The organism is Nocardia sputi, from assembly GCF_023501985.1.
Genome location: NZ_JAMFLC010000004.1, coordinates 134,597 through 158,907, shown reverse-complemented (window position 1 = coordinate 158,907; position 24,311 = coordinate 134,597). Strand labels below are relative to the sequence as shown.

General features: G+C 69.3%; 23 protein-coding genes and 1 riboswitch. Of the genes, 10 read left to right on the top strand and 13 right to left on the bottom strand.

The features are described from left to right. The first annotated feature begins 713 nt into the window (after window positions 1-713). Window positions 714-1,616: a hypothetical protein gene (locus M8859_RS07775; RefSeq protein ID WP_195069672.1), complete on the top strand. Its 903-nt coding sequence runs from the start codon at window positions 714-716 to the stop codon at window positions 1,614-1,616. A 121-nt stretch (window positions 1,617-1,737) separates the two neighbouring features. On the opposite strand, the gene M8859_RS07770 is transcribed toward M8859_RS07775, so the two are convergent. Further along, window positions 1,738-2,511 (bottom strand): MerR family transcriptional regulator, encoded by a 774-nt coding sequence (locus M8859_RS07770; RefSeq protein WP_159921924.1) that lies wholly within the window; start codon window positions 2,509-2,511, stop codon window positions 1,738-1,740. A gap of 62 nt (window positions 2,512-2,573) precedes the next feature. On the opposite strand from M8859_RS07770, the gene M8859_RS07765 reads away from it, so the two are divergent. Together M8859_RS07765 and M8859_RS07760 are read left to right on the top strand one after the other, a co-directional pair. Beyond that, complete coding sequence (locus M8859_RS07765; protein ID WP_223519256.1) at window positions 2,574-3,047, top strand: DUF6194 family protein; 474 nt, start codon at window positions 2,574-2,576, stop codon at window positions 3,045-3,047. A gap of 778 nt (window positions 3,048-3,825) precedes the next feature. Continuing rightward, complete coding sequence (locus M8859_RS07760) at window positions 3,826-4,812, top strand: aldo/keto reductase (protein WP_159921928.1); 987 nt, start codon at window positions 3,826-3,828, stop codon at window positions 4,810-4,812. 239 nt (window positions 4,813-5,051) lie between these two features. Here M8859_RS07760 and M8859_RS07755 read toward each other — a convergent pair whose 3' ends face one another. The 3 genes from M8859_RS07755 to thiO are packed head-to-tail and all read right to left on the bottom strand — an operon-like array spanning window position 5,052 to window position 7,118. Then, the gene (locus M8859_RS07755; RefSeq protein ID WP_159921930.1) at window positions 5,052-5,837 is read right to left on the bottom strand and encodes a thiazole synthase; all 786 of its coding nucleotides are present in this window, start codon (window positions 5,835-5,837) and stop codon (window positions 5,052-5,054) included. Next, entirely contained in the window at window positions 5,830-6,048 is a 219-nt protein-coding gene (gene thiS / locus M8859_RS07750) for a sulfur carrier protein ThiS (protein ID WP_159921932.1), read from the bottom strand. Before thiS ends, M8859_RS07755 begins: the two co-directional genes overlap by 8 nt. Then, window positions 6,045-7,118 carry a glycine oxidase ThiO gene (gene thiO / locus M8859_RS07745; protein WP_159921934.1) on the bottom strand — a complete coding sequence of 358 codons (1,074 nt, stop codon included), beginning with the start codon at window positions 7,116-7,118 and terminating at the stop codon, window positions 6,045-6,047. Before thiO ends, thiS begins: the two co-directional genes overlap by 4 nt. A gap of 57 nt (window positions 7,119-7,175) precedes the next feature. Here thiO and thiE point away from each other — a divergent pair, with 57 nt between their 5' ends. Beyond that, window positions 7,176-7,874, top strand: coding sequence for a thiamine phosphate synthase (thiE, locus tag M8859_RS07740; RefSeq protein ID WP_159921936.1), 699 nt, complete (start codon window positions 7,176-7,178; stop codon window positions 7,872-7,874). Window positions 7,875-7,883: 9 nt separating this feature from the next. On the opposite strand, the gene M8859_RS07735 is transcribed toward thiE, so the two are convergent. Next, window positions 7,884-8,576, bottom strand: coding sequence for an NUDIX hydrolase (locus M8859_RS07735; protein WP_249644053.1), 693 nt, complete (start codon window positions 8,574-8,576; stop codon window positions 7,884-7,886). A gap of 184 nt (window positions 8,577-8,760) precedes the next feature. Here M8859_RS07735 and M8859_RS07730 point away from each other — a divergent pair, with 184 nt between their 5' ends. From M8859_RS07730 to M8859_RS07720, 3 genes are read left to right on the top strand one after another with little or no spacing between them, the layout of a single operon-like run. Then, complete coding sequence (locus M8859_RS07730; RefSeq protein ID WP_159921940.1) at window positions 8,761-10,143, top strand: GlnX family signal transduction membrane protein; 1,383 nt, start codon at window positions 8,761-8,763, stop codon at window positions 10,141-10,143. Further along, window positions 10,140-11,123, top strand: coding sequence for a glutamate ABC transporter substrate-binding protein (locus M8859_RS07725; RefSeq protein ID WP_195069674.1), 984 nt, complete (start codon window positions 10,140-10,142; stop codon window positions 11,121-11,123). Before M8859_RS07730 ends, M8859_RS07725 begins: the two co-directional genes overlap by 4 nt. Before the next feature lie 7 nt (window positions 11,124-11,130). Next, window positions 11,131-13,752 (top strand): serine/threonine-protein kinase, encoded by a 2,622-nt coding sequence (locus M8859_RS07720; RefSeq protein ID WP_249644052.1) that lies wholly within the window; start codon window positions 11,131-11,133, stop codon window positions 13,750-13,752. On the opposite strand, the gene M8859_RS07715 is transcribed toward M8859_RS07720, so the two are convergent. Continuing rightward, the gene (locus M8859_RS07715; protein ID WP_159921944.1) at window positions 13,749-14,960 is read right to left on the bottom strand and encodes an acetate kinase; all 1,212 of its coding nucleotides are present in this window, start codon (window positions 14,958-14,960) and stop codon (window positions 13,749-13,751) included. The two genes, M8859_RS07720 and M8859_RS07715, sit on opposite strands and share 4 nt — an antisense overlap. A gap of 107 nt (window positions 14,961-15,067) precedes the next feature. Then, entirely contained in the window at window positions 15,068-17,140 is a 2,073-nt protein-coding gene (pta, locus tag M8859_RS07710) for a phosphate acetyltransferase (RefSeq protein ID WP_195069675.1), read from the bottom strand. Between the two features lie 221 nt (window positions 17,141-17,361). On the opposite strand from pta, the gene M8859_RS07705 reads away from it, so the two are divergent. Next, the gene (locus M8859_RS07705; protein ID WP_159921948.1) at window positions 17,362-17,868 is read left to right on the top strand and encodes a nitroreductase/quinone reductase family protein; all 507 of its coding nucleotides are present in this window, start codon (window positions 17,362-17,364) and stop codon (window positions 17,866-17,868) included. A gap of 63 nt (window positions 17,869-17,931) precedes the next feature. Here the strand turns inward: M8859_RS07705 and fgd are convergent, their stop codons facing one another. Continuing rightward, window positions 17,932-18,942: a glucose-6-phosphate dehydrogenase (coenzyme-F420) gene (gene fgd, locus M8859_RS07700; RefSeq protein WP_159921950.1), complete on the bottom strand. Its 1,011-nt coding sequence runs from the start codon at window positions 18,940-18,942 to the stop codon at window positions 17,932-17,934. A 297-nt stretch (window positions 18,943-19,239) separates the two neighbouring features. Here fgd and M8859_RS07695 point away from each other — a divergent pair, with 297 nt between their 5' ends. Beyond that, complete coding sequence (locus M8859_RS07695) at window positions 19,240-19,998, top strand: HAD-IIA family hydrolase (RefSeq protein WP_283779477.1); 759 nt, start codon at window positions 19,240-19,242, stop codon at window positions 19,996-19,998. Window positions 19,999-20,129: 131 nt separating this feature from the next. Here M8859_RS07695 and M8859_RS07690 read toward each other — a convergent pair whose 3' ends face one another. Both M8859_RS07690 and M8859_RS07685 read right to left on the bottom strand, forming a co-directional pair. Continuing rightward, the gene (locus M8859_RS07690; protein ID WP_159921954.1) at window positions 20,130-20,579 is read right to left on the bottom strand and encodes a MarR family winged helix-turn-helix transcriptional regulator; all 450 of its coding nucleotides are present in this window, start codon (window positions 20,577-20,579) and stop codon (window positions 20,130-20,132) included. A 23-nt stretch (window positions 20,580-20,602) separates the two neighbouring features. Then, complete coding sequence (locus M8859_RS07685) at window positions 20,603-21,232, bottom strand: type 1 glutamine amidotransferase family protein (protein WP_159921956.1); 630 nt, start codon at window positions 21,230-21,232, stop codon at window positions 20,603-20,605. A gap of 106 nt (window positions 21,233-21,338) precedes the next feature. Here M8859_RS07685 and M8859_RS07680 point away from each other — a divergent pair, with 106 nt between their 5' ends. Next, complete coding sequence (locus tag M8859_RS07680; RefSeq protein ID WP_159921958.1) at window positions 21,339-21,785, top strand: RpiB/LacA/LacB family sugar-phosphate isomerase; 447 nt, start codon at window positions 21,339-21,341, stop codon at window positions 21,783-21,785. A 54-nt stretch (window positions 21,786-21,839) separates the two neighbouring features. Here M8859_RS07680 and M8859_RS07675 read toward each other — a convergent pair whose 3' ends face one another. The 3 genes from M8859_RS07675 to M8859_RS07665 form a co-directional block, all read right to left on the bottom strand. Next, complete coding sequence (locus tag M8859_RS07675) at window positions 21,840-23,054, bottom strand: O-succinylhomoserine sulfhydrylase (RefSeq protein WP_159921960.1); 1,215 nt, start codon at window positions 23,052-23,054, stop codon at window positions 21,840-21,842. Then, a complete protein-coding gene (locus tag M8859_RS07670) occupies window positions 23,051-23,467 on the bottom strand; it encodes a rhodanese-like domain-containing protein (protein ID WP_159921962.1) in 417 nt (138 codons plus the stop codon). The genes M8859_RS07675 and M8859_RS07670 overlap by 4 nt, the downstream gene beginning before the upstream one ends. A gap of 14 nt (window positions 23,468-23,481) precedes the next feature. Then, a riboswitch (SAM riboswitch) is annotated at window positions 23,482-23,598 on the bottom strand. A 63-nt stretch (window positions 23,599-23,661) separates the two neighbouring features. Then, entirely contained in the window at window positions 23,662-24,111 is a 450-nt protein-coding gene (locus M8859_RS07665; protein ID WP_159921964.1) for an Rv0361 family membrane protein, read from the bottom strand. Window positions 24,112-24,311: the final 200 nt, after the last annotated feature.

Here is a 24,311-nt window from a genome sequence, read left to right as displayed (position 1 = left end):
TGATCGAGAAGAATGTCACTCGCTTGGAGCTGTCACGCGGTCGAGGCAATCGACGAGCTGTGCCCGCCGGGTTCGCCGAGTTGGACGGGCAACGCCTGGCCGAGTTGGCTGGGAAGTTGTGCACGGCCAGGCCGTTCCTGCCGCGGCTGATGGAAAGGTGGCCTTGTGATCATCACCGACACCGGTTCCTACAGCGACATCGTCTTCGGCTGCTGCATCTATTGGGTTTCCAGTACAGGCCGAAGCTGGCGAACCTGCCCAATAAGCGGCTGCCGCGCATCGCCCACTATGGGCGGATCTTCGAAACCTGCATATCCGACGGCTGGCCGACGAGAAATCTATCGCCGCGAAGGCAAGCGCCAGTCGAACCTCATTGCGGACATCGCGATTTGGCACGCTCCGTCTCCCACGGAAGAAGCGCGAGATGTACCGGGCCTACTACAAAGGGATGCAGGACTGTCGGCCCTCGGGCTCGTCCTGAACTGCGTCGTGTTGTGGAACACCGTCTACCTCGACCAAGGCCTGAGCAGCCTGTTGCGTGGACGAGGCTATCCAATGCTGGATACCGACGTGACGCGGCTGGTCGGCGTTCATCCGCGCCCAACTGGAGTTGAACGGGCAGTACAGCTTCGCGCTGCCCGACCTGGAGGGGCGGCCCCGGCCACTATGCGATCCGGACTCCCCGACGACCGATAAATGAGTTCGGCCGTGTCATGGGTGAGGCTGTCCATCGCCTCCTCGGGGCCACCAGCAAGGCGGTCAAATGGCGTAAAGGTCATAGCGATGCCGTTACCGGGGAGCTTCGGCATGGAGTCGCCGAACACAGCCTCGACACCGACGAGCACTGTGGATATCGGGTCGCACGAAGCGAATTCGCGTCGTCGGATACAGCAGTGTCCGCCCCCGGTGAGATCGCTGGTGGGCGCAGGCCGGATGCGCCGCTGTTGGTCGCGGACGAACTGGACACGATGCTGGGCATCGAGGCGACATGGGGAAATATGGTTGAACCGAATCGGACGTTCGAGATGTGGGCACGCTCACCCGACGGAACGCCTCGACCGCCGGTGAACCGGGACGCGGTGCTGTCCTGCTGGGACTTGATCCTGGAGGCTGGAGTCCGTTCCGGCGTGCTGGAACACGCCGACATCCGTCGAATGTACGAGTGGTTCCCACTGAATGAGCCCTCGAATTGGTACCGACAGCACGGGGGGAAGGTCTCGGAATCGATCCAGGACGATTCCGATGCATGGGGAGAACGCTTCAAGCGAATGCTCGCACCCCATGGATTGCAACTCTTCACACCGGGTGATCACCTGTGCCCTCAGCCGCGGCGCGGTGATTTGATCGTGTGGGCTACCGAGGAGTATCCCTTAACCCATGTTGGAGTTTTCACCGGGCGCTTTGTTGGCGAGGGCAGTAGCAGATCACCCGAGGTGTACACCTTTTGGCCGCCACCGGGAAATTTCGACATGCACGAGGGCAGCTGGGCCACGGTGACCGCCCTGAAAACAGCATCGGCCAAAGAACTGACCGACTACATGGTCGATCCACCACCAGGATCCAACGCAGACCGGTTTACATCTCCGGTACTCTATTTCGCGCGAGGCCCCTGGTAGACAGCGCCCCCGATCTCCGTACACCCGGCCAGCGTCTTGGCGAACGCCGGATCCACTGTGGCGATCTCGTACCGCGAGCCGGCCAGCGCGAAGTTCGTGTAGCAGCGGAATGGGCAGCGCGTCACTCCAGCGAGCGAGAGCCGGGCGGTCCGTTCTCGCCTGCGCCGGTTTCCGACTGGGGGCTTCCCGCGAGCGCGATCACGGCGGTGAGCGCGGCGGCCGCGTCGAGAAGCGCACGAGAGCGGGCCGTGATGCTCGCGTCCCGAGCCGCCAGCGCGGCTTCGACGTCTTCGGAACGGTCGCCGCGCGGCAGGTCCGGCATCAGAATCCGGAGGCTGTCGACGCGGTATCCGGCGCTGCGGAGCTGGTGGACGATCCGGGCATCTCGCACTTGCGCGGGCGAGTACCGTCGCACTCCCTGTGCGGTGGGGCGGTCCGGAACCACCAATCCCTCGGCGTCCCAATGCCGCAACGTCGACGGGCGCACGCCGAGCGCCGCGGCGAGCTCGGACACGCTCATCGAATCCGATGGACGCACGTCATCGATCGGTTCGGCGGAGATCGCTTCGGCCGCCCGCTTGGCGAGCCCGAGATCCCGGCGCTCCCGGTCGAGCCGGGCATGCGCCGCGTCGAGCAGCGCGAGCACCTCGGCGATAGGCCTCTCGTGAACCGCGCGAACGATTCGTTTGGCCTCGACCGGGCCGACACCGGCAGCCAGCGCCCGATAGGCCAGCGCGCAACGCAGGTGGATCTCCCCGTACCTGCGATAGCCCGATGCCGTGCGCAGCGCAGACGGCAGTACGCCGTCCCGCTCCAGGTTGCGAATCTGCTGCACGGAGTACCCGGCGCGGCGCGCGACATCGACCGTGCGCATGGACGAGTTGAGAGTTGGCACCCTACCTATCCTCGATATCCGTCCCGAAGTCTCCACAAGCGCCTCAATGAAACGCTGGAACCATGACCATCGACGAGATCATCGACTTCGTATCGGCTCTCGAGGGCGTGTTGACCCTCCGCCCCGGACCCGGCGACGGCTCCCCGCAGATCAGCTGGGGCGACACGTTCTTCTACTACTCACCAGACGGCGGCGTGCCGAAGGCGACCCAACCCTTCGCGACAATCGTCACCAAGAACTATCCGGACGACGAGCGGTCCCGCCTGGACCGCCCCGACACCTTCCGCGTCAACATCGCCGCCGGAAAAGAAGCCTTCACCCACTGGACCGGCCATGCTCCGCGTGAGCTACCCCCGAATCTCGACCACAGCGTCACCGACACCGTGTTCCCGCATCCCGTCTACGGCTCCGCCGGTTGGCTCGCGATAGTGAACCCAGACAGCCGGACCGATGAGACGACCCGCGACCTGCTCCGCACCGCGTACGACCGAGCCCGTGCACGCTACGAACGGCGAGCCGCATCCACCGAGAGCTGACGCAACTTTCCAGCCATCTCACGGACCGCTCCTCGGCGAGCTGACACGCCACGGCCGCCGGCGACAAGCCGACATGGGGCTTCGGCGAGCTGAGAATTCCGGCCGCCCTGCCCATGCTGTAGGCGCGAGAGTCCTCGTCATCGAGCCGGTCCGCTGCACTGGAGGCGTCGGTGGGGTCGGTGTGCTGCACAACACCTCTGGTCACGACGCCGACGGGCCCCGGCGCACTGTTCACCGGGGCCTGGGATCGAGGGGGTTTGATATCAATTCCAATCGCCGACCCGCAGAGCCGACGTCGAACACCGCGCCCGGCACTTCTTCCCGGGCGCGCAAGGTGTAGGTACCTGTCTCAGCGACCACCTCCCGGATCGACGAACTAGACCTGCGGTATGTCATCCCCTCCGGCGGTCCGGTCGACTGCACCGAATTCTCTTCTCCGCCGGAGGGGATGGTGATTCTTGCTCTCCGGGCAGTTCACCTGCCCGGCCAACCAGACTCTTCATCTCCAACGACAGCGACTGTATATCAGCCTTCGGAGAATGTCTCCATTATGGAGTACAGCTTTTCTGCGCAAGGTGAGGTGTCCTGCACGACGGAACTTCGGGCCCGGCTGCGCGAGTTCCGCAGCAGTCTTCCGGTTCGGAGAGGATGTAACCGCCGCCGAGGGTATCCACGCCTCCCGCCGCGCACACCTGATCGCGTCCGCGCGCGGTTGACATGGAGTGCGCTCCAGCTCTTAGCGTCGGAACCGATGGTTTCGAGTTCAGGAGGTAGCAACATGATCGACGTCCCCACCCGGCAGCTCGGTGAACTGGCGGTCTCCGCGCAGGGCCTGGGATGCATGGGTATGAGTCACGCCTACGGCGCGGCGGACGACGCGCAGTCGATCGCCACTCTGCACCACGCCCTCGACCTGGGGGTGACCTTGCTGGACACCGCCGACTTCTACGGCGCGGGGCACAACGAGGAGTTGATCGGACGCGCGATCGCCGAGCGCCGGGACGACGTGGTGCTGGCTACCAAGTTCGGCTTCGCCAACCGCTTGGGCGAGCCGACTCGCATTCGGGGCGACGCCGCCTACGTGCGGCAAGCGTGTGACGCGTCGCTGCGCCGGCTGGGGGTCGATCACATCGACCTCTACTACCTGCACCGGGTCGATCCGCAGGTGCCGATCGAGGAGACCGTCGCAGCCATGGCGGAGCTCGTGCAGGCAGGGAAGGTCCGCCACCTCGGGCTGTCGGAGGCGGGCGCGCAGACCATCCGGCGGGCGCACGCGGTGCATCCGATCGCCGCTTTGCAGAGCGAGTGGTCGTTGTGGACTCGCGACCTGGAGGCGGAGATCCTGCCGGTCTGCCGTGAACTCGGCATCGGCGTGGTTCCGTTCTCCCCGCTCGGGCGCGGATTCCTCACCGGCCGCTACAACTCGGTCGAAGGCTTGGCCGAGACCGACGTGCGGCGCAGCCAGCCGCGTTTCGCCGAGGGCAACCTCGAACGGAACCTGGCGATCGTCGCGAAGCTGAACGAATTGGCGGCGGCGAAGGGAGTCACCGCCGGCCAGCTCGCTCTGGCTTGGGTGCAGCATCGGGGCGAAGACGTGGTGCCGATTCCCGGCACCCGGCGGCAACGGAATCTCGAGGAGAACCTCGCGGCGCTGACCGTCGAGCTGTCCTCCGAGGACCTCGCGGCGATCGAGGCCGCCGCCCCGCCCGAGCAGGTCGCGGGCACCCGCTACGACGCGACGAACCTCACCTTCGTCAACGGCTGAGCCCGCCGCGTCCCCGGCCCGCTCTCGTCGCGGGCTGGGCGACGCTGCCGCCCGCAGAGCGGCGTCGCTCACGCCCAACCGACGACAGCTGTTCCACCGGAGCGGGCTGCTGCATACCGAGATCCGCTCGGACGCTCGAGCCGTTCCGAGACCGCCCTGCTCGGGGGTTCGAAGCCGAGACAGCCCTGCCGACGCAGGGATGATCATCGACATCCCTGCCCTGGACTCGAGCGAATCCGTCACAGCGCCGGAGACGACGCCTGCGCCCAGAACCGCTTCGGGATGCGCCCGGCCAGCCGGGCCGCGTATCCGGCGCGGACCGCGTCCGCCATCGCGGCGGCCATCAGTTCGGGGCGGCGGGCCCTGGTCACGGCCGTGGCGAGCAACACCGCCGAGCAGCCGAGTTCCATGGCGAGGGCGGCGTCGCTCGCGGTGCCGATGCCCGCGTCCAGGATGACGGGGACCTTCGCGTCGGCGACGATCATCTCGATGTTGTGCGGGTTGCCGATGCCCAGGCCGGTGCCGATGGGCGCGCCCAGCGGCATCACCGCCACGCAGCCGGTGTCCTCCAGACGGCGCGCCAGAACCGGGTCGTCGTTGGTGTAGGGCAGCACGACGAACCCGTCGTCGACGAGTTGTTCGGCGGCGGTGAGCAATTCGATCGGGTCGGGCAGCAGGGTGCGCTCGTCGGCGACCACCTCGAGTTTCACCCAGTTGGTGCCCAGCGCCTCGCGCGCCAGCTGCGCGGTGAGCACCGCTTCGGCCGCGGTACGGCAGCCCGCGGTGTTCGGCAGCGGCGCGATGTCCAGCCGCTTCAGCAGATCGAGTACGCCGGTGCCGCCCGCGGCATCGACCCGCCGCATGGCCACGGTGGTCAGCTCGGTGCCGGAGGCGATCAGCGCCTCCTCCAAGACGGCGAGGTTCTCCGCGCCTCCGGTGCCCATGATCAGGCGGGAGCCGAATTCCCGGTCGGCGATCCGCAGCGGGGCGTCGGCCCGCTCGGATGCCGTCGCGACCTCAGCCACCTTGAACCGCCGTCAGCACCTCGATCTGCCAGCCGCGCCCGACCGGTTCGTCCCAGCGCGACTTGGGAAAAACCGCGCCGTCCACCGCCAGCGCGACGCCCCGGCACGGCAACCCGAGTCGTTCGAGCAGCTCGCGCACGGTGAGCGGCTCGGCGAACTCGTGCTCGTCGCCGTTCACGGTGACACCGATGGGGATGGATGACAGCGTCATCGGCTTCCTCCTACAGTCGTCGAAAAGCGTTGCGGGTCGGCGGCTTCCGCCTCGGGCAAGGCTGCCCCGCCGAGCAGGCCGGTCACCGCTTCCGCGGTGAGCGGCACGGTCAGCATGCCGTTGCGGCCGTGCCCGGTGGCCGCGATGATCCGGTCGGTGAGCCGGCCGATCAACGGCAGGTTGTCCGGGCTGCCCGGCCGCGAACCGGCGCTCGCCTCGGCGAGCTCGTATTCGCCGATGCCGGGGAACACCGCCTCGGCGTCGGCGATCAGGTCGCGAACGCCCGCGACGGTGACCGCGGTGTCGAAACCCGCCTCGTACTGGGTGGCGCCGACGACGATGCCGTCTGCGCGCGGCACCAGGTAGACCGGCCGCCCGTGCACCCGCGCCCGAATCACCCGGCGTGGCGCGGGAGCGACGCCCGGCCGTTGCCGCAGGCGCAGGATCTCGCCCTTGACCGGGCGGACCGGCAGTCCGGGCCACAGCTGCGCCGACGCGGCTCCGGCGGCGAGCACGACTTGGTCGTGCGGAAGTTCCGTCAGCGAGTCTACGGACTCGGCGCGCACACCGACGCCCGCCGCCTCGGCCGCCCGCCGCAGCGCGGCGACCAGCTTGCGATTGTCGATCGCGGGTTCGGCGGGCGCGAGCAGCGCGGCGCGCACCGTTCGGGCCAGGTTCGGTTCCCGCTCGCGGACCCCGGTGCGATCCAGGATGGACAGCTCGTGCCCGCGCCCGCCGACCCAATCGGCCACGGTGCGCAGGTCGGCCGCGTCGGCCGCGTCCAGCGCGACGGTCATGGTTTCGTCTGCCACGAAGACCGAAACTCCGGTCGCGGCCTCGAGCCGGGCGGCGAATCCGGGCCAGCGGGCCAGCGACGCCGCGCCGAACTCGAGCACCCGATCCTCGCCGGGCCAACCCTCCGACAGCGGTGCGAGCATGCCCCCGGCCACCCAGGAGGCGCCGGTCGCGACCGCCGGATCGAGCAGGGTGACCGACCAACCGGCTTCGGCGGCCCGCCAGGCCACGGCGAGCCCGATGGCGCCGCCACCGACGACGGCCAGAGTCCGCATCCGATCCACCTGCCTCCTGTTTCGCATCCCCACGGTAGCGCGGCTACCGTCGAAGGCGTGCAACCCTCCCACCCGAATCGACCCGCCTCGCCGCGGGAACGTCTGGCGAACGCGCTCCTGTATCTCTGCACCGACGCACGCCGGGAGAAGGGCGATCTGGCCAAGTTCGCCGAGGCGGCGTTCGCGGGCGGAGTCGACATCATCCAGCTCAGAGACAAGGGATCGGCGGGCGAGGCCCAGTTCGGCCCGCTGGAGGCCAAGGCCGAGCTCGGCGCGCTCGCCGAGTTGAAGGCCGCCGCGCGCAGGCACGGCGGCCTGGTCGCGGCGAACGATCGCGCCGACATCGCCCTCGCCTCGGGCGCCGACGTGCTGCATCTCGGCCAGGCCGACCTCCCGCCCTGGTACGCGCGCCGGATCCTCGGACCGGACGTGGTGATCGGACGATCCACGCACAATCGCGCGCAGGCCGGACTCGCCGCGATCGATGAGCACATCGATTACTTCTGCACCGGCCCCATCTGGGCGACCCCGACCAAACCCGGCAGGCAGGCGGCCGGTCCCGAACTGGTCCGATCGACGGCGGATGCCCATCCCACCCGGCCTTGGTTCGCGATCGGCGGGATCAACGCCGACAACCTCGCGCAAGTGCTGGAGGCCGGGGCGAAGCGGGTCGTCGTGGTGCGCGCGATCACCGAGGCCCGCGATCCGGAAGCCGCGGCGCGCGAACTCAAAACGGCCCTGCTCGCGAACGCGTGAGCGCAGCGGTCAGGACAGCACCTGCCCGCGGGTGAACGAAAGCGCGGTCTCCACCGCGGTGTTTCCGCTCTGCGCGGGCTCGACGACCTGCGCGTCCGGCTCGTCGATGATCCTGGCGTAGTCGCCAGGACCGGCTGGATCCGAGTGCAGCCAGACGAACCCGAGATCGGCGAGGTCCAGCGTGCGCGGCAGCGCGGCGGCCACGGCGCGGTCCTCGCCGATCTCGGCGAGCAGCACCCGTGCGGGTGCGGCGCGCAGGGTGGGCCAGGATGCGGCGAAGCCCGGATGCAGGGGACGGGCCTCCACCTCGTCCTCCGAGACCCACGCCAGCTCGGTGCTCTCGCGATTCCCCGTGGTCGGCAGGGTCATGACCGCGTCGGCGACGACCGTCGTATAGGTCCAGCCGCTCAGGGCCGACGCCGTCACCCGCTCGGCGCGCACCCGGATGTCGTCGGCATCGATCCCCGCCTCCTCCCATGCCTCGCGCACAGCCGCGTGCACGGGCGTCTCATGGCTGTCGCGTGCCCCGCCGGGCAACGCCCATGTTCCGCCCTGATGGCTCCAGGGGGCGCGGTGTTGCAGCAGTACCGCCGAACCGCCGTCGGCGAGCGGAGCGCGCAGGAGAAGTCCGGCGGCGCCGAAGCGACCCCAGTGCCGCAATCCGTCGGGGCCACGCGACCAACCGTCACCGTCACCACGCATCTCGTACCCATCCTCGTCCAGCTACGACACTGTCCCGCCCCGCTTCCTCCCAACCGGGGGTGTTTCACACGCCGCGGCGCCCGTACGACCACAATAAACTCCGCACCAATACGCACGGGTGGACCGGATATACGGTCGAGCCGTCGAAAAAACCGCGTTTGCGGCCCAAACTGGGGAGGTGGACATGGCTAGCTCCGAGCCGACGACGGCCGAACTCCGGCCGTCGTCCGCGCCCGAGCCCGCCGGTCGGGACGATCCGGGCGGGCTGAGCGTCGCGGTGGTTCGCGAACGCATCGACCTGGCCAACTTGCTCTCGTTCGCCAATTCCTCACCGGGACGGCTGATCGCGCTCGGACTGCTGCTCATCGGCCTGTGCCTGGCCGCGGGTTCGGTGACCGCCGCGACGGTCGGCGACCGCCAGCAGAGCCTGGACGTCTTGCTCTACAACACCGAACCGGACGCCCACTCCGCACATCGGCTCTACACCTCGCTGTCGATCGCCGACGCCGCCGCCAGCACGGCCTTCATCGCGGGCGGGCTGGAACCGCAGGCGGTGCGGGATCGCTACACGCAGGCGATGGGCGAGGCGGCCGCGGAATTGGTGACCCAGTCCGACCGCGCCGTCGGGCCGAACGCGGCGAGCGATCCGGATTCCCGGCTGCGCACCGGCATAGTTACCGGGCTGCCGGTGTACTCGGGTCTGGTGGAGACCGCACGGACGAACAATCGCAGCGGATATCCGGTCGGGGCCGCGTATTTGAGCGAGGCGTCCAACCAGATGCAGACGACGCTGCTCCCGATGGCCGAGGAATTGCACAATCATCGCTCGGCGGCGGTGACGGCCGCGCAGCGCAACCACGTGCGGCCACCGTGGCCCGCGATCGGCCTGCTGATCCTCACCCTCGGCGTGCTGGTCTGGGTCCAGCGGGATCTGGCGCGTCGCTGGCGGCGGGTGCTCAATCCGGGCCTGCTGCTCGCCTCGGCCGCCATGCTGATCCTGCTGGCATGGACGGTGATCGCGGGCTCGGTGTCGGCGACGTCGATGATCAGCGCACGCGACGACGGCGCGGTGCCCTCCTCGCGGCTGACCGAGAGCCGGATCCTGGCCCAGCAGGCGCGGGCGGCGGAGACGTTGAAGCTGGTGCGCCGGGACGCGACCGGCGACTACGACCGCACCTACGACGCGGACATCGAGCGGCTGGCCGATCTGATCGGCAACTACCCGGATTCCGCGCCCGCGGCGGGCGAGGTGCGCAACGCCGTTCCGGCGCTGGCTCGCTGGCGGGTGGCGCATCAGCGCATGAACGACGCGCTGGCGAAGGGCGATTTCAACAGCGCGGCCGCGGTGACGACCGGCCCCGGCTCCGCGGACGCCACCGCGCAGGTGGAGGCGCTGGACCGTTCACTCGAGCAAGGCATCGCGCAGACCCGGGACACGCTGCGCGACGAGATCTCCCAGGCGGCACGGGTCCTGGACTTCTTGGGAGCGGGAGCGATGGTGCTCGGCATTCTGGCGGCGGTCTATGTGGGACTAGGCATGTGGCCCCGGCTCCGGGAGTACCGATGAGATCCGCGCGCGGCATTCTGGTAGCCGTCGTCCTGGTGGTGGCACTGGCGAGCGGCTGCGCGAGCGATTCCAGCGCGCCGCTGCCGACCAAGACGCCGAAGTACACCGATCCTCCGCTGCCCGCGAAAGCCGTACCGGTGCTCACCGATTCGCCGGTCCCGCCGCCGCCGGGCACACCGCGGTGCGGGGACCCGACCGCCAGCCTGCGCCCGACCGGAGCGGGCGCCGCCGCGCGCGGCCCGGCGATCGACGCGATCCGGGCGCGGGGCAGGCTGCTCGTCGGGCTGGACACGGGCAGCAATCTGTTCAGCTATCGCGACCCGGTCTCGGGCGCCATCGTCGGCTTCGACGCCGACATCGCCCGGGAGGTGGCCCGCGACCTGCTCGGCAGTCCGGATCTGATCGAGTTCCGCAGCCTCGGCTCCGCCGAGCGTGAGACGGCGTTGCAGAACCGCACCGTCGACCTGGTCGCCAAGACCATGACGATCAACTGCGAGCGGCGCGAGAGGGTCGCGTTCTCCACCGTCTACCTGCACGCGAATCAGCGGGTGCTCGCGGTGAAGAACTCCGGGATCCGAAGCCTGGCCGACTTGGCCGGCCGTCGGGTATGCATCGTTTCCGGCACCACGTCGCTGGAGCACATGCGCCGCGAGCAGCCTGCCGCGACCATCCTCACCGTGCCGAGCTGGGCCGACTGCCTGGTCGTCCTGCAACAGCGCCAGGTCGACGCGGTCAGCACCGACGACGCCGTCCTCGCGGGTCTGGCGGCGCAGGACCCGTACACGGAGTTGGTCGGCGGCAGTATCAGCGAGGAGCCGTACGGCATCGGCATGCCCAAGGGCAACGACGATCTCGTCCGCTTCGTCAACGGCACGCTGGAACGGATCCGTAACGACGGCACGTGGGTCGGGCTGTACCAGAAATATCTCACCGTCCTCGGCCCCGTTCCCGCCCCACCCGCTCCTACCTATCAGGATTGACAGGCCAATGAGCACACGGCCGGCTCCCGAGCCCGACCCGGGCGAATCCGCCCCGGGACGGCCCGGTTCGGCGGATGTGTTCGAGGACGGGGTCACCGGGCCGCATGAGCATCGTCCAGGGGCCGCACCGGAGCCGCTGCGCACAGACCACGAGCCGCCCTCGAATCAGGACGCAACCGGTGTGGCTGGTCGGTCGAAACCGCAGGCCGAGAACGACCCGGACGCGACCCGCATGCAGGTGCATCGCCTGGACACGACCGCGGGCACGGTCGCCTGGAACCGCGAGCCGGACGACGAACGGTCCGGAAGGCCGCAGCCACCGGCCCCCGACCTGGACGTCGCGGAACCAACGCCCGCTGCCGGGGCCGACGACGGCCCGGGCACGGAGGTGGCACGCGACGAGCGGGGTACGGCAGCGCGGACCGAGGCAGCGGGGCAGGAAGGCACTCGCCGAACGGATTCCGACCCCACATCGGCGCCGCTGCGCACCTCCGGACGCAGCGTGCGCACCGCGCGAACCCGTCCGGTGGTGCGGCGGCTCGGCGCGGGACTGGTGCCGATCCCGACGGTGACGCCCGCCGACCCGCGCGACGCGGTGCTCACCGACGCGGTGGTCTCCGAGGGCAGGCGATTCTGCTGGCGCTGCGGCAAACCCGTCGGCCGGGCGACCGCGACCAGGCCCGCGACCACGGCGGGTACCTGCGCGACCTGCGACGTGCCCTTCGACTTTCGCCCCACCCTGCACGCGGGCGACATGGTGGCGGGGCAGTACGAGATCCAGGGTTGCATCGCCCACGGCGGACTGGGCTGGATCTACCTGGCCATCGACCGCAATGTCAGCGACCGCTGGGTCGTGCTGAAGGGCCTGCTGCACACCGGCGACGCCGAAGCGCAGGCGGTGGCCATGTCCGAACGTCAATTCCTCGCCGAGATGGCGCATCCCAGCATCGTCAAGATCTACAACTTCGTCGAGCACACCGGCGACGACGGCACACCGGTCGGCTACATCGTCATGGAGTACGTGGGCGGCCGGTCGCTGCGCGACATCCTCGACGCCTACGAACGCCCGCGGCGCATGCCGGTCACCGAGGCCATCGCCTACCTGCTGGAAATCCTGCCCGCGCTGGACTACCTGCACTCGACCGGATTGACCTACAACGACCTCAAACCCGACAACATCATGGTCACCGAGGACCAGGTCAAGCTGATCGATCTCGGCGCCGTCACCACCATCGAGGCCTACGGAAACCTCTACGGCACCAGAGGATTCCAGGCGCCGGAGCTCGCGCGCACCGGCCCGACCATCGCCTCGGACATCTACACGGTGGGGCGCACGCTGGCCGTGCTCACCTTGCACATGCCCTCCGAGCACGGGCGTTACCTCGACGGACTTCCCGAGCCCGCCGACGAGCCGGTGCTGGCACGCTACGAGTCCTTCCACCGTCTGCTGCTGTGCGCCACCGACCCGGACCCGCAGCGCCGATTCCCCTCCGCCCGGGCGATGTCGGCCCAGTTGTCGGGCGTGCTGCGCAAGATCCTCGCGCTGGAGACCGACACCGAGCACCCGCAGCTGTCGGTGGTCTTCACGCCGCCACGGGCCAGTTTCGGTACCGAGGAGCTGATCAGCCAGACCGACGCCTACACCGACGGCCGACCCCGCAGCAGCGGATTGGACGCCCTCGACGTGGTGGCAGGGCTGCCGATCCCGCTGCTCGACCCGGCCGAACCGTCGGCGCCCCTGCTCGCGGCCGCGGTGCATCCGGAACCAGCCCACGCGTTGGAGGCGCTGCGGCACGCCCGAGACCGAGCCGAGTCCGACCCCGGCAACGCTCCGGAGACGCTCGACCTGGAACTCACCCTCGCCGAGGCGCGCGTGCGGCTCGATCTGCGCGAGTCCGCCACGGTCTTGGACCTGCTCGCGCGGCTGCCCGAACGGGAATGGCGGGTGAGCTGGTATCGCGGTATGGCCGAATTGCTCGACCGGGAGTACGAGCGCGCTTTCACGAATTTCGACGAGGTCTTCCGGGTGCTCCCCGGTGAGATCGCACCCCAGCTCGCCATCGCCGCCACGGCCGAACTCGTGCTCCAGCACTGGGATTCACCCGACCCCGAACAGTGGCGCGCCTACGCCGAGAAGGCATACGAGACCGTCTGGCGCACCGACCGCACCGTGGTCAGCGCTGCCTTCGGGCTGGCCAGGCAACTGGCCGCGGACGACCAGGTGGACGAGGCGGTGCAGGCGCTGGACGCCGTGCCCGCCGCGTCGCGGCATTTCACCACCGCGCGGATGACCGCCGTACTGCTGATGCTCACGGCCGCGCCGGTGGCCGACCTCGACGAGGCCACCCTGCACATCTCGGCGTCGCGGGTGCTGAGCCTGCCCGCGGGCGAGAGTCGCGCGGTGCAGATGCGGGTGCTGGTACTCGGCGCCGCCCTGGCGTGGCTCCAGGCGGGCAACACGCCGAAGCGCCCCGATGCCACGCTGTTCGGCGCGCCGTTCACCGAACGCGAGCTCAGGGCGGGCACCGAGGCGGGCCTGCGCTCGCTGGCTCGGGGAGCGCCCAATCGCAAGCATCGCTACGCGCTGGTCGACCTGGCCAACGTGATCCGCGCGAAGACCTGGATCTAATCGAGCCGGTCGACCACCTGCCGTGCGGCGCGGGCGATCGCCAGTTCCTCATTGGTCGGCACCACGAGGACCGCGACCGGCGCGTCGGGCGGGGAGATACGCCGCGCGCCACGGTTTTCGGCGGTGTTGGCCGCCGGGTCGACCTCGATGCCGAACCGGGTGAGGCCCGCGAGGGCATCGGCGCGCACCTGCGGGCTGTTCTCCCCCACTCCGGCGGTGAAGGTGATCGCGTCGACGCCGCCGAGTTCGATCAGGTACGCCCCGAGGTAGCGGCGCAACCGATGGATGTACACGTCGTAGGCGAGCCGGGCGGCCTCGTCACCGTCGGCGATGAGGCGGCGTAGTTCGCGGAAATCGTTCACGCCGGACAGCCCCTTGATGCCGGAGTCCCGGTTGAGCAAGGTGTCGATCTCATCGATGTCCATGTGCGCGGATCGGGCCAGATGCGCCACGATGCCGGGGTCGAGATCGCCGGACCTGGTGCCCATCACCAGACCTTCCAGCGGGGTGAGTCCCATGCTGGTGTCGACCGGACGCCCGCCGCGGATGGCGGAGGCCGACGCGCCGTTGCCCAGGTGGAAGACGATCTGGTTCAGCTCGGCAGGGTCGCGCCCGAGCAGTTGCGCCACGCAGCCGGACACGTACTCGTGCGACGTGCCGTGAAAACCGTACTTCCGGATGCCGTGCGCGGCGGCCACTTCGGCGTCGATGGCGTAGGTCTTCGCGGCGGCGGGCAGGCCGTGGAAGAACGCCGTGTCGAAGACGGCGACCTCCGGCACTCCCGGCAGCAGCGCACGCGCGCTCTCGATCCCGGCGACGTTGGCCGGATTGTGCAGCGGCGCCAGCGAAGCGAGTTCGGTGATCGCGGCGACCACGTCGTCATCGATCAGCGTGGGCCGGTAGAACACCTCGCCGCCGTGCACCACCCGGTGCCCGACGGCCCGCACACCCTCTCGGACCAGATCGTGGCCCGTCGCGGCGAAGGTGTCGAAGACCAGCCGCAGCCCGGCGGCGTGGTCGGCGATCGGCTCACGACGCTCGGTGGTCGAGCCGTCGGCGCGATGCACGATCCCGCCCTCGTCCTCGCCGATGCGCTCGACCATCCCGGACGCCGCGACCACGCTCGAATCCGGATCCACGAGCTGGTATTTGATGGACGAGGAGCCGGAGTTGATCACCAGCACCATGCCCTCGGCCGTCTTGCTCATCCCGCCTCCTGTGTCCCGCGCGGCGCCCGCACCCGGCGGGCTCGCCGCACTCGCACGGCAACCACGATCACGACGCGATCATTCCGCGTCGCCCGCTCGCGGCGGCATCAGCTGTCCTGCGCCTGGATGGCGGTAATCGCCACGGTGTTGACGATGTCGGCCACCAGCGCGCCGCGGGACAGATCGTTGACCGGCTTGCGCAGCCCTTGCAGCACCGGGCCGATCGCGATCGCGCCCGCGCTGCGCTGCACCGCCTTGTAGGTGTTGTTGCCGGTATTGAGGTCGGGAAACACGAACACCGTCGCGCGCCCGGCGACTTCGGAATCGGGCATCTTGGTATCGGCGACAGTCGGTTCGATCGCGGCGTCGTATTGGATCGGCCCTTCCACCGGCAGCTCCGCCGCGCGCTCACGCACCAGCTTGGTCGCCACGCGCACCTTGTCCACATCCGCCCCGCTGCCCGATTCGCCGGTCGAGTACGACAGCATCGCGACCCTGGGTTCGATGCCGAAGCGGTCGGCGGTCGCCGCGGAGGAGATCGCGATGTCGGCCAGTTGCTGAGCGCTGGGGTCCGGCACGACCGCGCAGTCGCCGTACGCGAGGACCCGGTCGGCCAGGCACATGAGGAACACGCTGGAGACGGTGGAGACCCCTGGCACCGTTTTGATGATCTCGAGCGACGGCCGGATGGTGTGCGCCGTGGTGTGCGCCGCACCCGAGACCATGCCGTCGGCGATCCCCTTGTACACCATCATGGTGCCGAAATACGAGATGTCGGCGACGGTTTCGCGCGCCCGCTCCAGCGTCATGCCCTTGTGTTTGCGCAGTTCGGCGTACTCGGCGGCGAACTCGCCCAGGTAGCCGGAGCTGCGCGGGTCGAGCACCTCCGCGGCGGAGATGTCCACCCCCAGTTCGGCGGCGCGGGCGCGCACGGCGGTCTCGTCGCCGAGGATGACCAGGTCGGCGATCTTGCGCTGGAGCACCCGGCCCGCCGCACGCAGGATGCGGTCGTCGTCGCCCTCCGGCAGCACGATGCGCTTGCGATCGGCCCGCGCGCGCTCGATGAGCTGGTACTCGAACATCTGCGGCGTCACCACCGAGCTGGGCGGAACGTCGATGCGCCGCAACAGCTCCGCGGCGTCCACGCGCTGTTCCATCAGCGCGAGGGCCGTGTCGACCTTGCGCGGGTTGCCCGCGGACATGCGACCACGGGTGCGGTACGCCGCGCCCGCCGTGTCGTAGGTGCCGAGATCGGTGGTGAGGATCGGCAGCTTGGGCTTGAGGCCGGTCATCAGCCGCGCCACCGCGGGATGCGGCAGCAGGCCGCCGTTCATGATGATGCCCGACAATGACGGAAAGCCCTCGGCCTCATGCGCGTTGACGACGCTGAGCAGCACATCCGAGCGGTCGCCAGGGGCGATCACGACGACGCCCTCGACCAGCCGCTCCAGGATGTGCTCGGCCGTCATGCCGCCGACCATGACTTTCAGCGCCTCGCGGTGCAGCAACTCCGGATCGCCGCTGTACATCTCGCCGCCGACGGCCGTGCACAGCTCGGCCATGGTGGGCGCGATCAGCAGCGGGACCTCGGGCAGCGTCCACGACGGGACGCCGAAATCGCGCAGCGCCGCGCACACCTCCTCCAGTCGCTCCGGGTCGCAGCGATTGGCGATGATGGCGACCAGCTGCGCGTGCTCGTGCGACAGCTCGGCCGCGCACAGCTCGGCCAGCTGCTTCACCTCGGCCGGGGTGCGGTCCGCGCCGCGCACCACCAGCAGCACCGGTGCACCCAGATTGACCGCGATCCTGGCGTTGAAGCGCAGTTCGCTGGGGCTGGCCACGTCGGTGTAGTCGCTGCCGACCACGACCACCGCGTCGCACATCTTCGCGACCTCGTGGAAGCGCATGACGATCTCGCTGATCGCGGCGTCCGGGTCGGCGTGCACCTGCTCGTAGGTGGTGCCGATCGCCTGCGCGTAGTCGATGTCGGCCGTACTGTGCTCGAGCAGCAGCTCGAGAATGTAGTCGGGCTCGGTGGTCGAGCGCGTGATCGGACGGAACACCCCGACCCGCGCGGTCGTCGCGCACAGCATCTGCAGTACCCCGAGAGCCACCGTCGATTTACCGGTGTCGCCTTCGGGAGAGGCGATGTACACGGCGGATGGAGCGTTGTCGGCCATGACCGAGAGCTTAGTGAACCGGCGGCTACCGGGCCGTGCCACGCGACGGTCGGCACCGGCCGCGTGACCCGGGCCTCTCCCGCTCGAGAGCGGGTCCAGCGCGACGCGGACCTGCTCGGGGCGAGTCCCGACGCGACGGGTTCGCCGCGACGACGAGAGCGCGAGCAGCGCCGCCTCCCGAAGCCGCCGTGGCCGTTGCCGCTCGCCGCTATAGTCCGGGCATGGCTGAGCAATTTCCGGATCGGCAGTGGGGTTCGCGCACCAACCTATACGCCCGCGCGGCAAGTAGATTCGCGGCTACGAAGCTCGGTTCCCGGCTCGTCCGCGCCCTCACCCCGCTGGACCGGGCGGTCCTGGAACGCACCCACGCCAAATACACCGTGCTCGGACCGATCGGCGCGCCGGTCATCCTGCTCACCACCATCGGTCGCAAATCCGGCCGACCGCGCACGCAGCCGCTGCTGTACGTGCACGACGGCGACACGCTCTACGTGATCGGCAGCAATTTCGGCCAGGCCCATCACCCCGCCTGGACCGCCAATCTGCTGGCGAACCCCAAGGCGACAGTCGCCATCGCGGGCCGGCGCCTCGAGGTAACCGCCACCCCCGTCGAGGACCCGGATAAAACCGCCATCTTCCAGCGCTTCGTCGACATCACCGGCGCCTACGCCGCCTACCGCTCCCGAACCACCCGCGACCTGCGCATCTTCGCCCTCCGCCGGGCGTGATCGCGCGAGTGGCACACCGTCGCGGCCGAGAAGGCCACCGCGTGGTGTGCCGGTCGGGAAACGTCAGGCCAGCGCGCGCAGGCGGGGGGCCAGGTCGCGTTGGAAGAGGTCGAGGAAGCGCCGCTGGTCGTGGCCGGGGGCGTGGAAGACCAGGTGGTTGAGGCCGGCGTCGAGGTAGGGCTTGATCTGTTCGACCGCTTGGTCGGGGTCGCTCGCGACGATCCAGCGCTTGGCGATCTGTTCGATCGGCAGCGCGTCGGCGGCGGCCTCCATCTCGATCGGGTCGGTGATGCTGTGCTTCTGTTCCGCGGTGAGCGAGAGCGGTGCCCAGAAGCGGGTGTTCTCCCGGGCCAGTTCCGGGTCGGTGTCGTAGGAGAGCTTGATCTCGATCATCCGATCGATGTCCTCCACGCCGCGTCCGGCCTTCGCCGCGCCCTCGGCGACCGCGGGCATCAGCTTCTCGGTGTAAAGATCCATGCCCTTGCCCGAGGTGCAGATGAACCCGTCACCCGCGCGCCCGGCGTATCGCGCGACCAGCGGGCCGCCCGCCGCGACGTAGATCGGGATGCCACCCTTGGGCACGTCGTAGATGGAGGCGCCGACGGTCTTGTAGTACTGCCCGTCGAAGTCGACGCGGTCGCCGGTCCACAGGGCGCGCATCAGGTCGACCGCCTCGCGCAGACGCGCGAAACGCTCCTTGAACTCCGGCCATTCGCCGGTGTACCCGGTGGCGATCTCGTTGAGCGCCTCGCCGGTGCCGACGCCGAGCATGACCCGCTCCGGATACAGGCAGCCCATGGTGGCGAACGCCTGGGCGATCACCGCGGGGTTGTAGCGGAAGGTGGGGGTGAGCACCGAGGTGCCGAGTTGGATGCGCTTGGTGCGCTCGCCGACCGCGGCCAACCAGGCCAGCGAGAACGGCGCGTGCCCGCCCTTGTGCCGCCACGGCTGGAAGTGGTCGCTCACGGTGGCGCTGTCCAGGCCGTGTTCCTCGGCCAGCACCGCGATCTCCACGAGTTCACGCGGACCGAACTGCTCCGCCGATGCCTTGTATCCGAGCTTGAGTCCGCTCATCTGCCACGCTCCTCGCGTTTCGTTTCGCTGCCATCGCGATCCGTCATCGACAGTAGCCAACGCTGCCGCCGCCCCTGCCGATGGCCCGGCGCGGATGATCTTCGCAGTGGGGCGATCGCAGGCCCACCTCGACCGGCCGTAACAGGAGAACGCCGTGCCGGGGGTGGAATGTTTCTGCGGCCGAAGATGCCGACGGCACCGGCCCGGCCGGTCGTGCCGGTTTCGGTCGCGGGGCGATAGCGGATAATGGCCCGCGTGACCGCAGACGACGAGCCGATCCTGTCCTACTTGACCGATATGGACGGCGTGCTGGTGCACGAGGACCACCTCATCCCGGGCGCCGACAAGTTCCTCGCCGAACTGCGCGCCAACGAGACGCCGTTCCTGGTGCTGACGAACAACTCGATCCGCACCCCGCGCGATCTCCAGGCGCGGCTGCGCCACACCGGCCTGGACATCCCGGAAGAAGCGATCTGGACCTCCGCGCTGGCTACCGCTACCTTTCTGAGCGAACAGCGGCCGAACGGAACCGCCTACGTGGTGGGCGAATCCGGGCTCACCACCGCCTTGCACGAGATCGGCTATGTGCTGACCGACAGCGATCCGGACTACGTCGTGCTCGGCGAGACCCGCACGTACTCCTTCGAGGCGATCACCACCGCGATCCGGCTGGTCGAGCGAGGGGCCCGTTTCATCGCGACGAACCCGGACCCGACCGGGCCGTCCCGCGAAGGTTCGCTGCCCGCGACCGGCTCGGTGGCCGCGCTGATCACCCGCGCGACCGGCCGCGAACCGTACTACGTCGGCAAGCCGAACCCGCTGATGATGCGCTCCGCATTGCGTCGCATCGGCGCGCACTCCCAGTCCTCGGTGATGATCGGCGACCGGATGGACACCGATGTCATCTCGGGGCTGGAAGCGGGCATGCGCACCATCCTGGTCACCTCCGGCATCTCCACCCGCGCGTCCTTCGAGGCCTACCCCTACCGGCCCACGATGGTGGTGGACTCCGTCGCCGACCTGATCGGCAAGACCAAGTCCCCGTTCACGGCCTGATCTGGTGCGCGGGCCGACAGCCGCCCACCAGATCAGGGCTGGACGCTTCCGGTCCGAACACCGTCACGCGCACCGATCGGCCGTGATGCGTGATTCCTTCTGCGTCCGAGCCATTCGAGGAAATCCCGCCCTCAGTCGGCGTCGGTGGTGATCGCGTCCATCGCGGCGGACAGCTTCGTGAGCACCTCGACGGTGCGCACGAGCTGCTCGGGGCCGAGTTCGTCCGCGAGCCGTTCGGACATCACTTTGTGCTGCGGGTCGATGCGGCGGACCGCGGCCAGCCCCGCGTCGGTGACTGCGACGAGTTTCGCGCGGCGGTGCGCGGGGTTGGGACGGTATTCGGCCAGTCCCTTGTCCACCAGCAGATCCGCGATGCGCTGCACGCTCTGGCGGGTGATGCCCATTTCGCGGGCGATCCCGGCGACGGGCAGCGGCGTCCGCAACACCGCGCCCAGCACCTGCCACCAAGCGGCGGTGAGACCCGCCGGTCGCGCCAGTTCCTCGGCCACCGCGAGGAACTGACCGTTCAAACGGAACGACGTGATCGCCGCCGTGGCGAACAGCTCCTGTTCACCGGTCATGCCGAGCCTCCGATATCCCTCGCTCACGCATGCTGCGCGTCGTACTCCGCGAGCACCGCCCACCCGGCCGGATCGGCGTGGGCGAACAATCGGTACCAGCCGTCGAGCACATGCGGCTCGTACACCCCGAGCCTGCCGAGCACCTCGCGCGCGAATTCGAACGGCGCGCTCGCACTGGCGGTGATCACGTCCCCGTCGGTGACGGCAGGCTCGTCGACATAGTGCTCGGCGCCCGAATACCCGCTGTAGAGCAGGAATTCCGCGACATTGCTGGTGTGCCTGCGCGTATCGAGCAGGCCCGCCTCGGCCAAGCCGAACGTCGCCCCGCAGATCGCGGCGACCGGAACACCCGCGTCCACGAACTCGCGCGCCTTGTGGGCGAACGGCTCCAGCTCCGGCCCCTCCCAGGTCTCGGCGCCCGGCAGGATCAGCATCGCGCTGTCGGCGGGCGTGAGATCGGCGAGCACGAGGTCCGGCACGATGCGCATCCCGCCCATCGTTGTGATCGGTTCCGCCGTCGGGCCGACGGTCCGCACCTGCCAGGTTCCCGGCTCCCGATGCCAGCTCGACTTGTTGATGTGCGCGGTGGCCGCGCCCACCTCCCAGTCGGCGAGCGTGTCGTAAACGGCCATGTGCACTGTCTTCGTGGTCATGACAGTATCCTGTCATAATTGACAACATACTGTCAATCCTCGCAGCGCCGTCGAACGCCGGGTAGGAAGCACGACGCCTGGGCGAACCGGGAACTACGCTGAGTGCATGCGGATCTCGGTGGCGGCGGACGAGTGGGCCGGGGTGGCTCGGGAGCTGGTCGAGGAGCTGGGCAAGCGCGGCCACGAGATCGTGCCGCACGGCGCGCTATCGGACGAGGAACGCGACGACTGGGCGTGGGCAAGCGAAGCGGCGGCCCGCGACGTCGCCTCCGGCCGGGCCGATCAGGCCGTCGTTTGCTGCTGGACCGGTACCGGCGCCTCGATCGCGGCCAACAAGGTCGCCGGCGTCCGCGCCGCCCTCTGCGCGGACGCCTCGACCGCGGCCGGCGCCCGCACCTGGAACGACGCCAACGTCCTGGCCCTGAGTCTGCGTTCGACCTCCAGCGCCGAACTCCGCGAAATACTGGACGCGTGGTTCACGACCGAACCCAGCTCCGCCCCCGACGACCAGGCCAACATCGCCCATCTCGCCGAGATGGAACGGCGCTCCTGACACGCCGCACAGCTGCCCGAGATTCCCCTGACCCCTTGCCCGCGCGCGGCGGGATCAGGAGAGGGCGTGCTCGAGATCGGCGAGGAGGTCTTCGACGTCTTCCAAGCCCACCGAGATACGGACGACGCCGTCGGTCAGACCGATGGTGGCCCTGCCTTCGGGGCCCATGGCGCGGTGCGTGGTGGTCGCCGGGTGCGTGATCAGGGTCTTGGCGTCACCGAGGTTGTTGGAGATATCGACCACGCGCAACCGGTTGAGAACCTCGAAAGCGCGCTTCTTCGCCTCGTGCTCGGGGGCGTTGAGCTCGAAGGTAACCACGGTGCCGCCCGCGCTCATCTGGCTGGTGGCCAGGGCATACTGCGGATGCGACGCCAAGAACGGGTAGCGCACCCAGCTGACCGCCTGATGATCTTCCAGGAAGCGGGCGATACGCAGGGCGGCCTCCGCCGAATGGCGTATCCGCAGCGGCATCGTCTCGAGGCCCTTGAGCAGCGTCCACGCGTTGAAGGGGCTCAGCGCGGGGCCGGTATGACGCATCAGCGTTTTCACCGGACCGTCGATGTAGTCCTTCGCGCCCAGGATCGCCCCGCCGAGCACCCGACCCTGCCCATCGATGTGCTTGGTGCCCGAGTAGACCACCACGTCGGCGCCGAGCTCGAAGCCGCGTTGCAGCAGCGGAGTGGCGAACACGTTGTCGAGCACGACTTTCGCGCCCGCCGCGTGCGCCAGCTCGGTCACCCGGCGCACATCGACCAAGGTCTGCATCGGATTGGCCGGCGTCTCGAAGAACACCGCCTGGGTGGGCACCGACAGCGCCTGCTCCCACTGGTCGAGGTCCTCGCCGTCGACGAAGACGGTCTCCACGCCCCAGCGCGGCAGGATCTCGTTGCACACCACGAAGCACGAGCCGAACAGGCTGCGCGCGGCGACGAGCCGGTCACCCGCCTTCAGCAGCGCGCCCAGCGCGGTGAACACCGCGGACATGCCACTCGCGGTCGCGAAGCACGCTTCGGCGCCGTCGATCAGGCGCATCCGCTCCTCGAACATGGCCACCGTCGGGTTGCCGTAGCGGGAGTAGACGAAGTGCTCGACCTCGCCGGTGAACGCGGCCTCGGCGGCCTCGGCGCTCTCGTAGACGAAGCCGGAGGTCAGATAGAGCGCCTCGGCGGTCTCCTCGAAACCGGAGCGCCGCAGCCCGCCGCGCACGCCCAGCGTCGCGGGGCCGACGCCGTCGGGCAGCGGCTTGTCGAACGCGCCGCCGGTGATCACGACTGCCGCCAGGGCAGTCCGAGGGCGCGCCAGCCGGCGCCGCCGCGATGCCCGAATTCGTCGAGAGGGCCTTCGAAGCCCTCGAGCACGTTGTAAGAGGTGCGGTAGCCCGCCGACGTGGCGGCGATCGCCGCGCCCACCGAACGCTGACCGGAGCGACAGAGGAAGACGACGGGGGCCTCGGGGTCGTGGCCGTCGAGCGCCTGCTTCAAATGCTCGACGAAGGCCTCGTTGCGGGCGCCCGTGGAATCGACCCACTCGATCAGCACGGTCGGCCGTTCGATCGAACTCGTGTCGGGGACGCCGACGAACTTCCATTCCGCTTCTGTCCGCACGTCCACGAGGACGGCGTCGGGATTGTCCCGCAACAGTTCCCATGCCTGCTGCGGAGTGATGTCACCGGCATAACTCATGTGCACCTCCTGCGAATCCGCACTTGCCGCGCCCGGGACCGAGGCGCCGCCAGGTCGTCACCCGGAGCACCCCACCGCGGAGGAGGGTTGCCGACCAGTAATGCCGGGGCTTGACACTGGTTCTCATGACCTTCGACTGAGATTGCACCGACCCGGGTCATCGTGTCAAACGATGGCTCACACTGCGGGAACGCTCAGGTGCAGACCAGCCACTTGTCGCCGGATCTGGTGAGAATCCAGGTGGAGGTGGCCGCCCTGCCGTCCACCGTCGTGGTGACGGTCGCCTTGCCCCGGTCGCCGTCCACCATCGGCGGGTCGATTTTCGCGATCTCGACGGGCTTTCCGGCGCCGTCCTGTCCCGCCAGGGGCGAGCGGTCGGCGTCGAATCCTTGGCACGCGGTGCCGGGCGGCGGCACGATGTCGCTCCGGTTGGAGCCGTCGACGAAGTTGCGCACGGCCGCCACGATGCGGTCGGCTTCTGTGACATTTTTCTCAGCGGGCGACAGCACGCCACCGAGCACGATCGCGATCAGCACGATCACCGCGACCACCGCTGCCGCGACGAACGGGGCCGCGGAGCGCTTGTCGGTCTGATCGACCCGGATGATCTCGTCCTCGCCCGCGGTCGGCTGCTGTTCGGTCATGGCTCGATGATCCCTGGTCGGCGCCGGTATCGAGCGCTCGGCCCCGGCTCGAGACAGTGGCGGCGCGGACCAGCTGCGGGCGGGGCGCGATAGGCGGCGCGGGAGCGGGTAAGCGAGGAATGTGACATGCGATGGCATCCGCCGAGTTCACGCACCGACGCGGGGCGGTATGGACCATCCCGATAGAATCGCGGGACGGC

Bases quoted from the DNA above. Each gene is read 5' to 3' on its own strand.
- M8859_RS07775 (WP_195069672.1), top strand. From the start codon at position 714: ATGGGTGAGGCTGTCCATCGCCTCCTCGGGGCCACCAGCAAGGCGGTC.
- M8859_RS07765 (WP_223519256.1), top strand. From the start codon at position 2,574: ATGACCATCGACGAGATCATCGACTTCGTATCGGCTCTCGAGGGCGTG.
- M8859_RS07760 (WP_159921928.1), top strand. From the start codon at position 3,826: ATGATCGACGTCCCCACCCGGCAGCTCGGTGAACTGGCGGTCTCCGCG.
- thiS (WP_159921932.1), bottom strand. From the start codon at position 6,048: ATGACGCTGTCATCCATCCCCATCGGTGTCACCGTGAACGGCGACGAG.
- thiO (WP_159921934.1), bottom strand. From the start codon at position 7,118: ATGCGGACTCTGGCCGTCGTCGGTGGCGGCGCCATCGGGCTCGCCGTG.
- M8859_RS07735 (WP_249644053.1), bottom strand. From the start codon at position 8,576: ATGCGTGGTGACGGTGACGGTTGGTCGCGTGGCCCCGACGGATTGCGG.
- M8859_RS07730 (WP_159921940.1), top strand. From the start codon at position 8,761: ATGGCTAGCTCCGAGCCGACGACGGCCGAACTCCGGCCGTCGTCCGCG.
- M8859_RS07725 (WP_195069674.1), top strand. From the start codon at position 10,140: ATGAGATCCGCGCGCGGCATTCTGGTAGCCGTCGTCCTGGTGGTGGCA.
- M8859_RS07720 (WP_249644052.1), top strand. From the start codon at position 11,131: ATGAGCACACGGCCGGCTCCCGAGCCCGACCCGGGCGAATCCGCCCCG.
- M8859_RS07715 (WP_159921944.1), bottom strand. From the start codon at position 14,960: ATGAGCAAGACGGCCGAGGGCATGGTGCTGGTGATCAACTCCGGCTCC.
- pta (WP_195069675.1), bottom strand. From the start codon at position 17,140: ATGGCCGACAACGCTCCATCCGCCGTGTACATCGCCTCTCCCGAAGGC.
- M8859_RS07705 (WP_159921948.1), top strand. From the start codon at position 17,362: ATGGCTGAGCAATTTCCGGATCGGCAGTGGGGTTCGCGCACCAACCTA.
- fgd (WP_159921950.1), bottom strand. From the start codon at position 18,942: ATGAGCGGACTCAAGCTCGGATACAAGGCATCGGCGGAGCAGTTCGGT.
- M8859_RS07695 (WP_283779477.1), top strand. From the start codon at position 19,240: ATGGACGGCGTGCTGGTGCACGAGGACCACCTCATCCCGGGCGCCGAC.
- M8859_RS07690 (WP_159921954.1), bottom strand. From the start codon at position 20,579: ATGACCGGTGAACAGGAGCTGTTCGCCACGGCGGCGATCACGTCGTTC.
- M8859_RS07685 (WP_159921956.1), bottom strand. From the start codon at position 21,232: ATGACCACGAAGACAGTGCACATGGCCGTTTACGACACGCTCGCCGAC.
- M8859_RS07680 (WP_159921958.1), top strand. From the start codon at position 21,339: ATGCGGATCTCGGTGGCGGCGGACGAGTGGGCCGGGGTGGCTCGGGAG.
- M8859_RS07670 (WP_159921962.1), bottom strand. From the start codon at position 23,467: ATGAGTTATGCCGGTGACATCACTCCGCAGCAGGCATGGGAACTGTTG.
- M8859_RS07665 (WP_159921964.1), bottom strand. From the start codon at position 24,111: ATGACCGAACAGCAGCCGACCGCGGGCGAGGACGAGATCATCCGGGTC.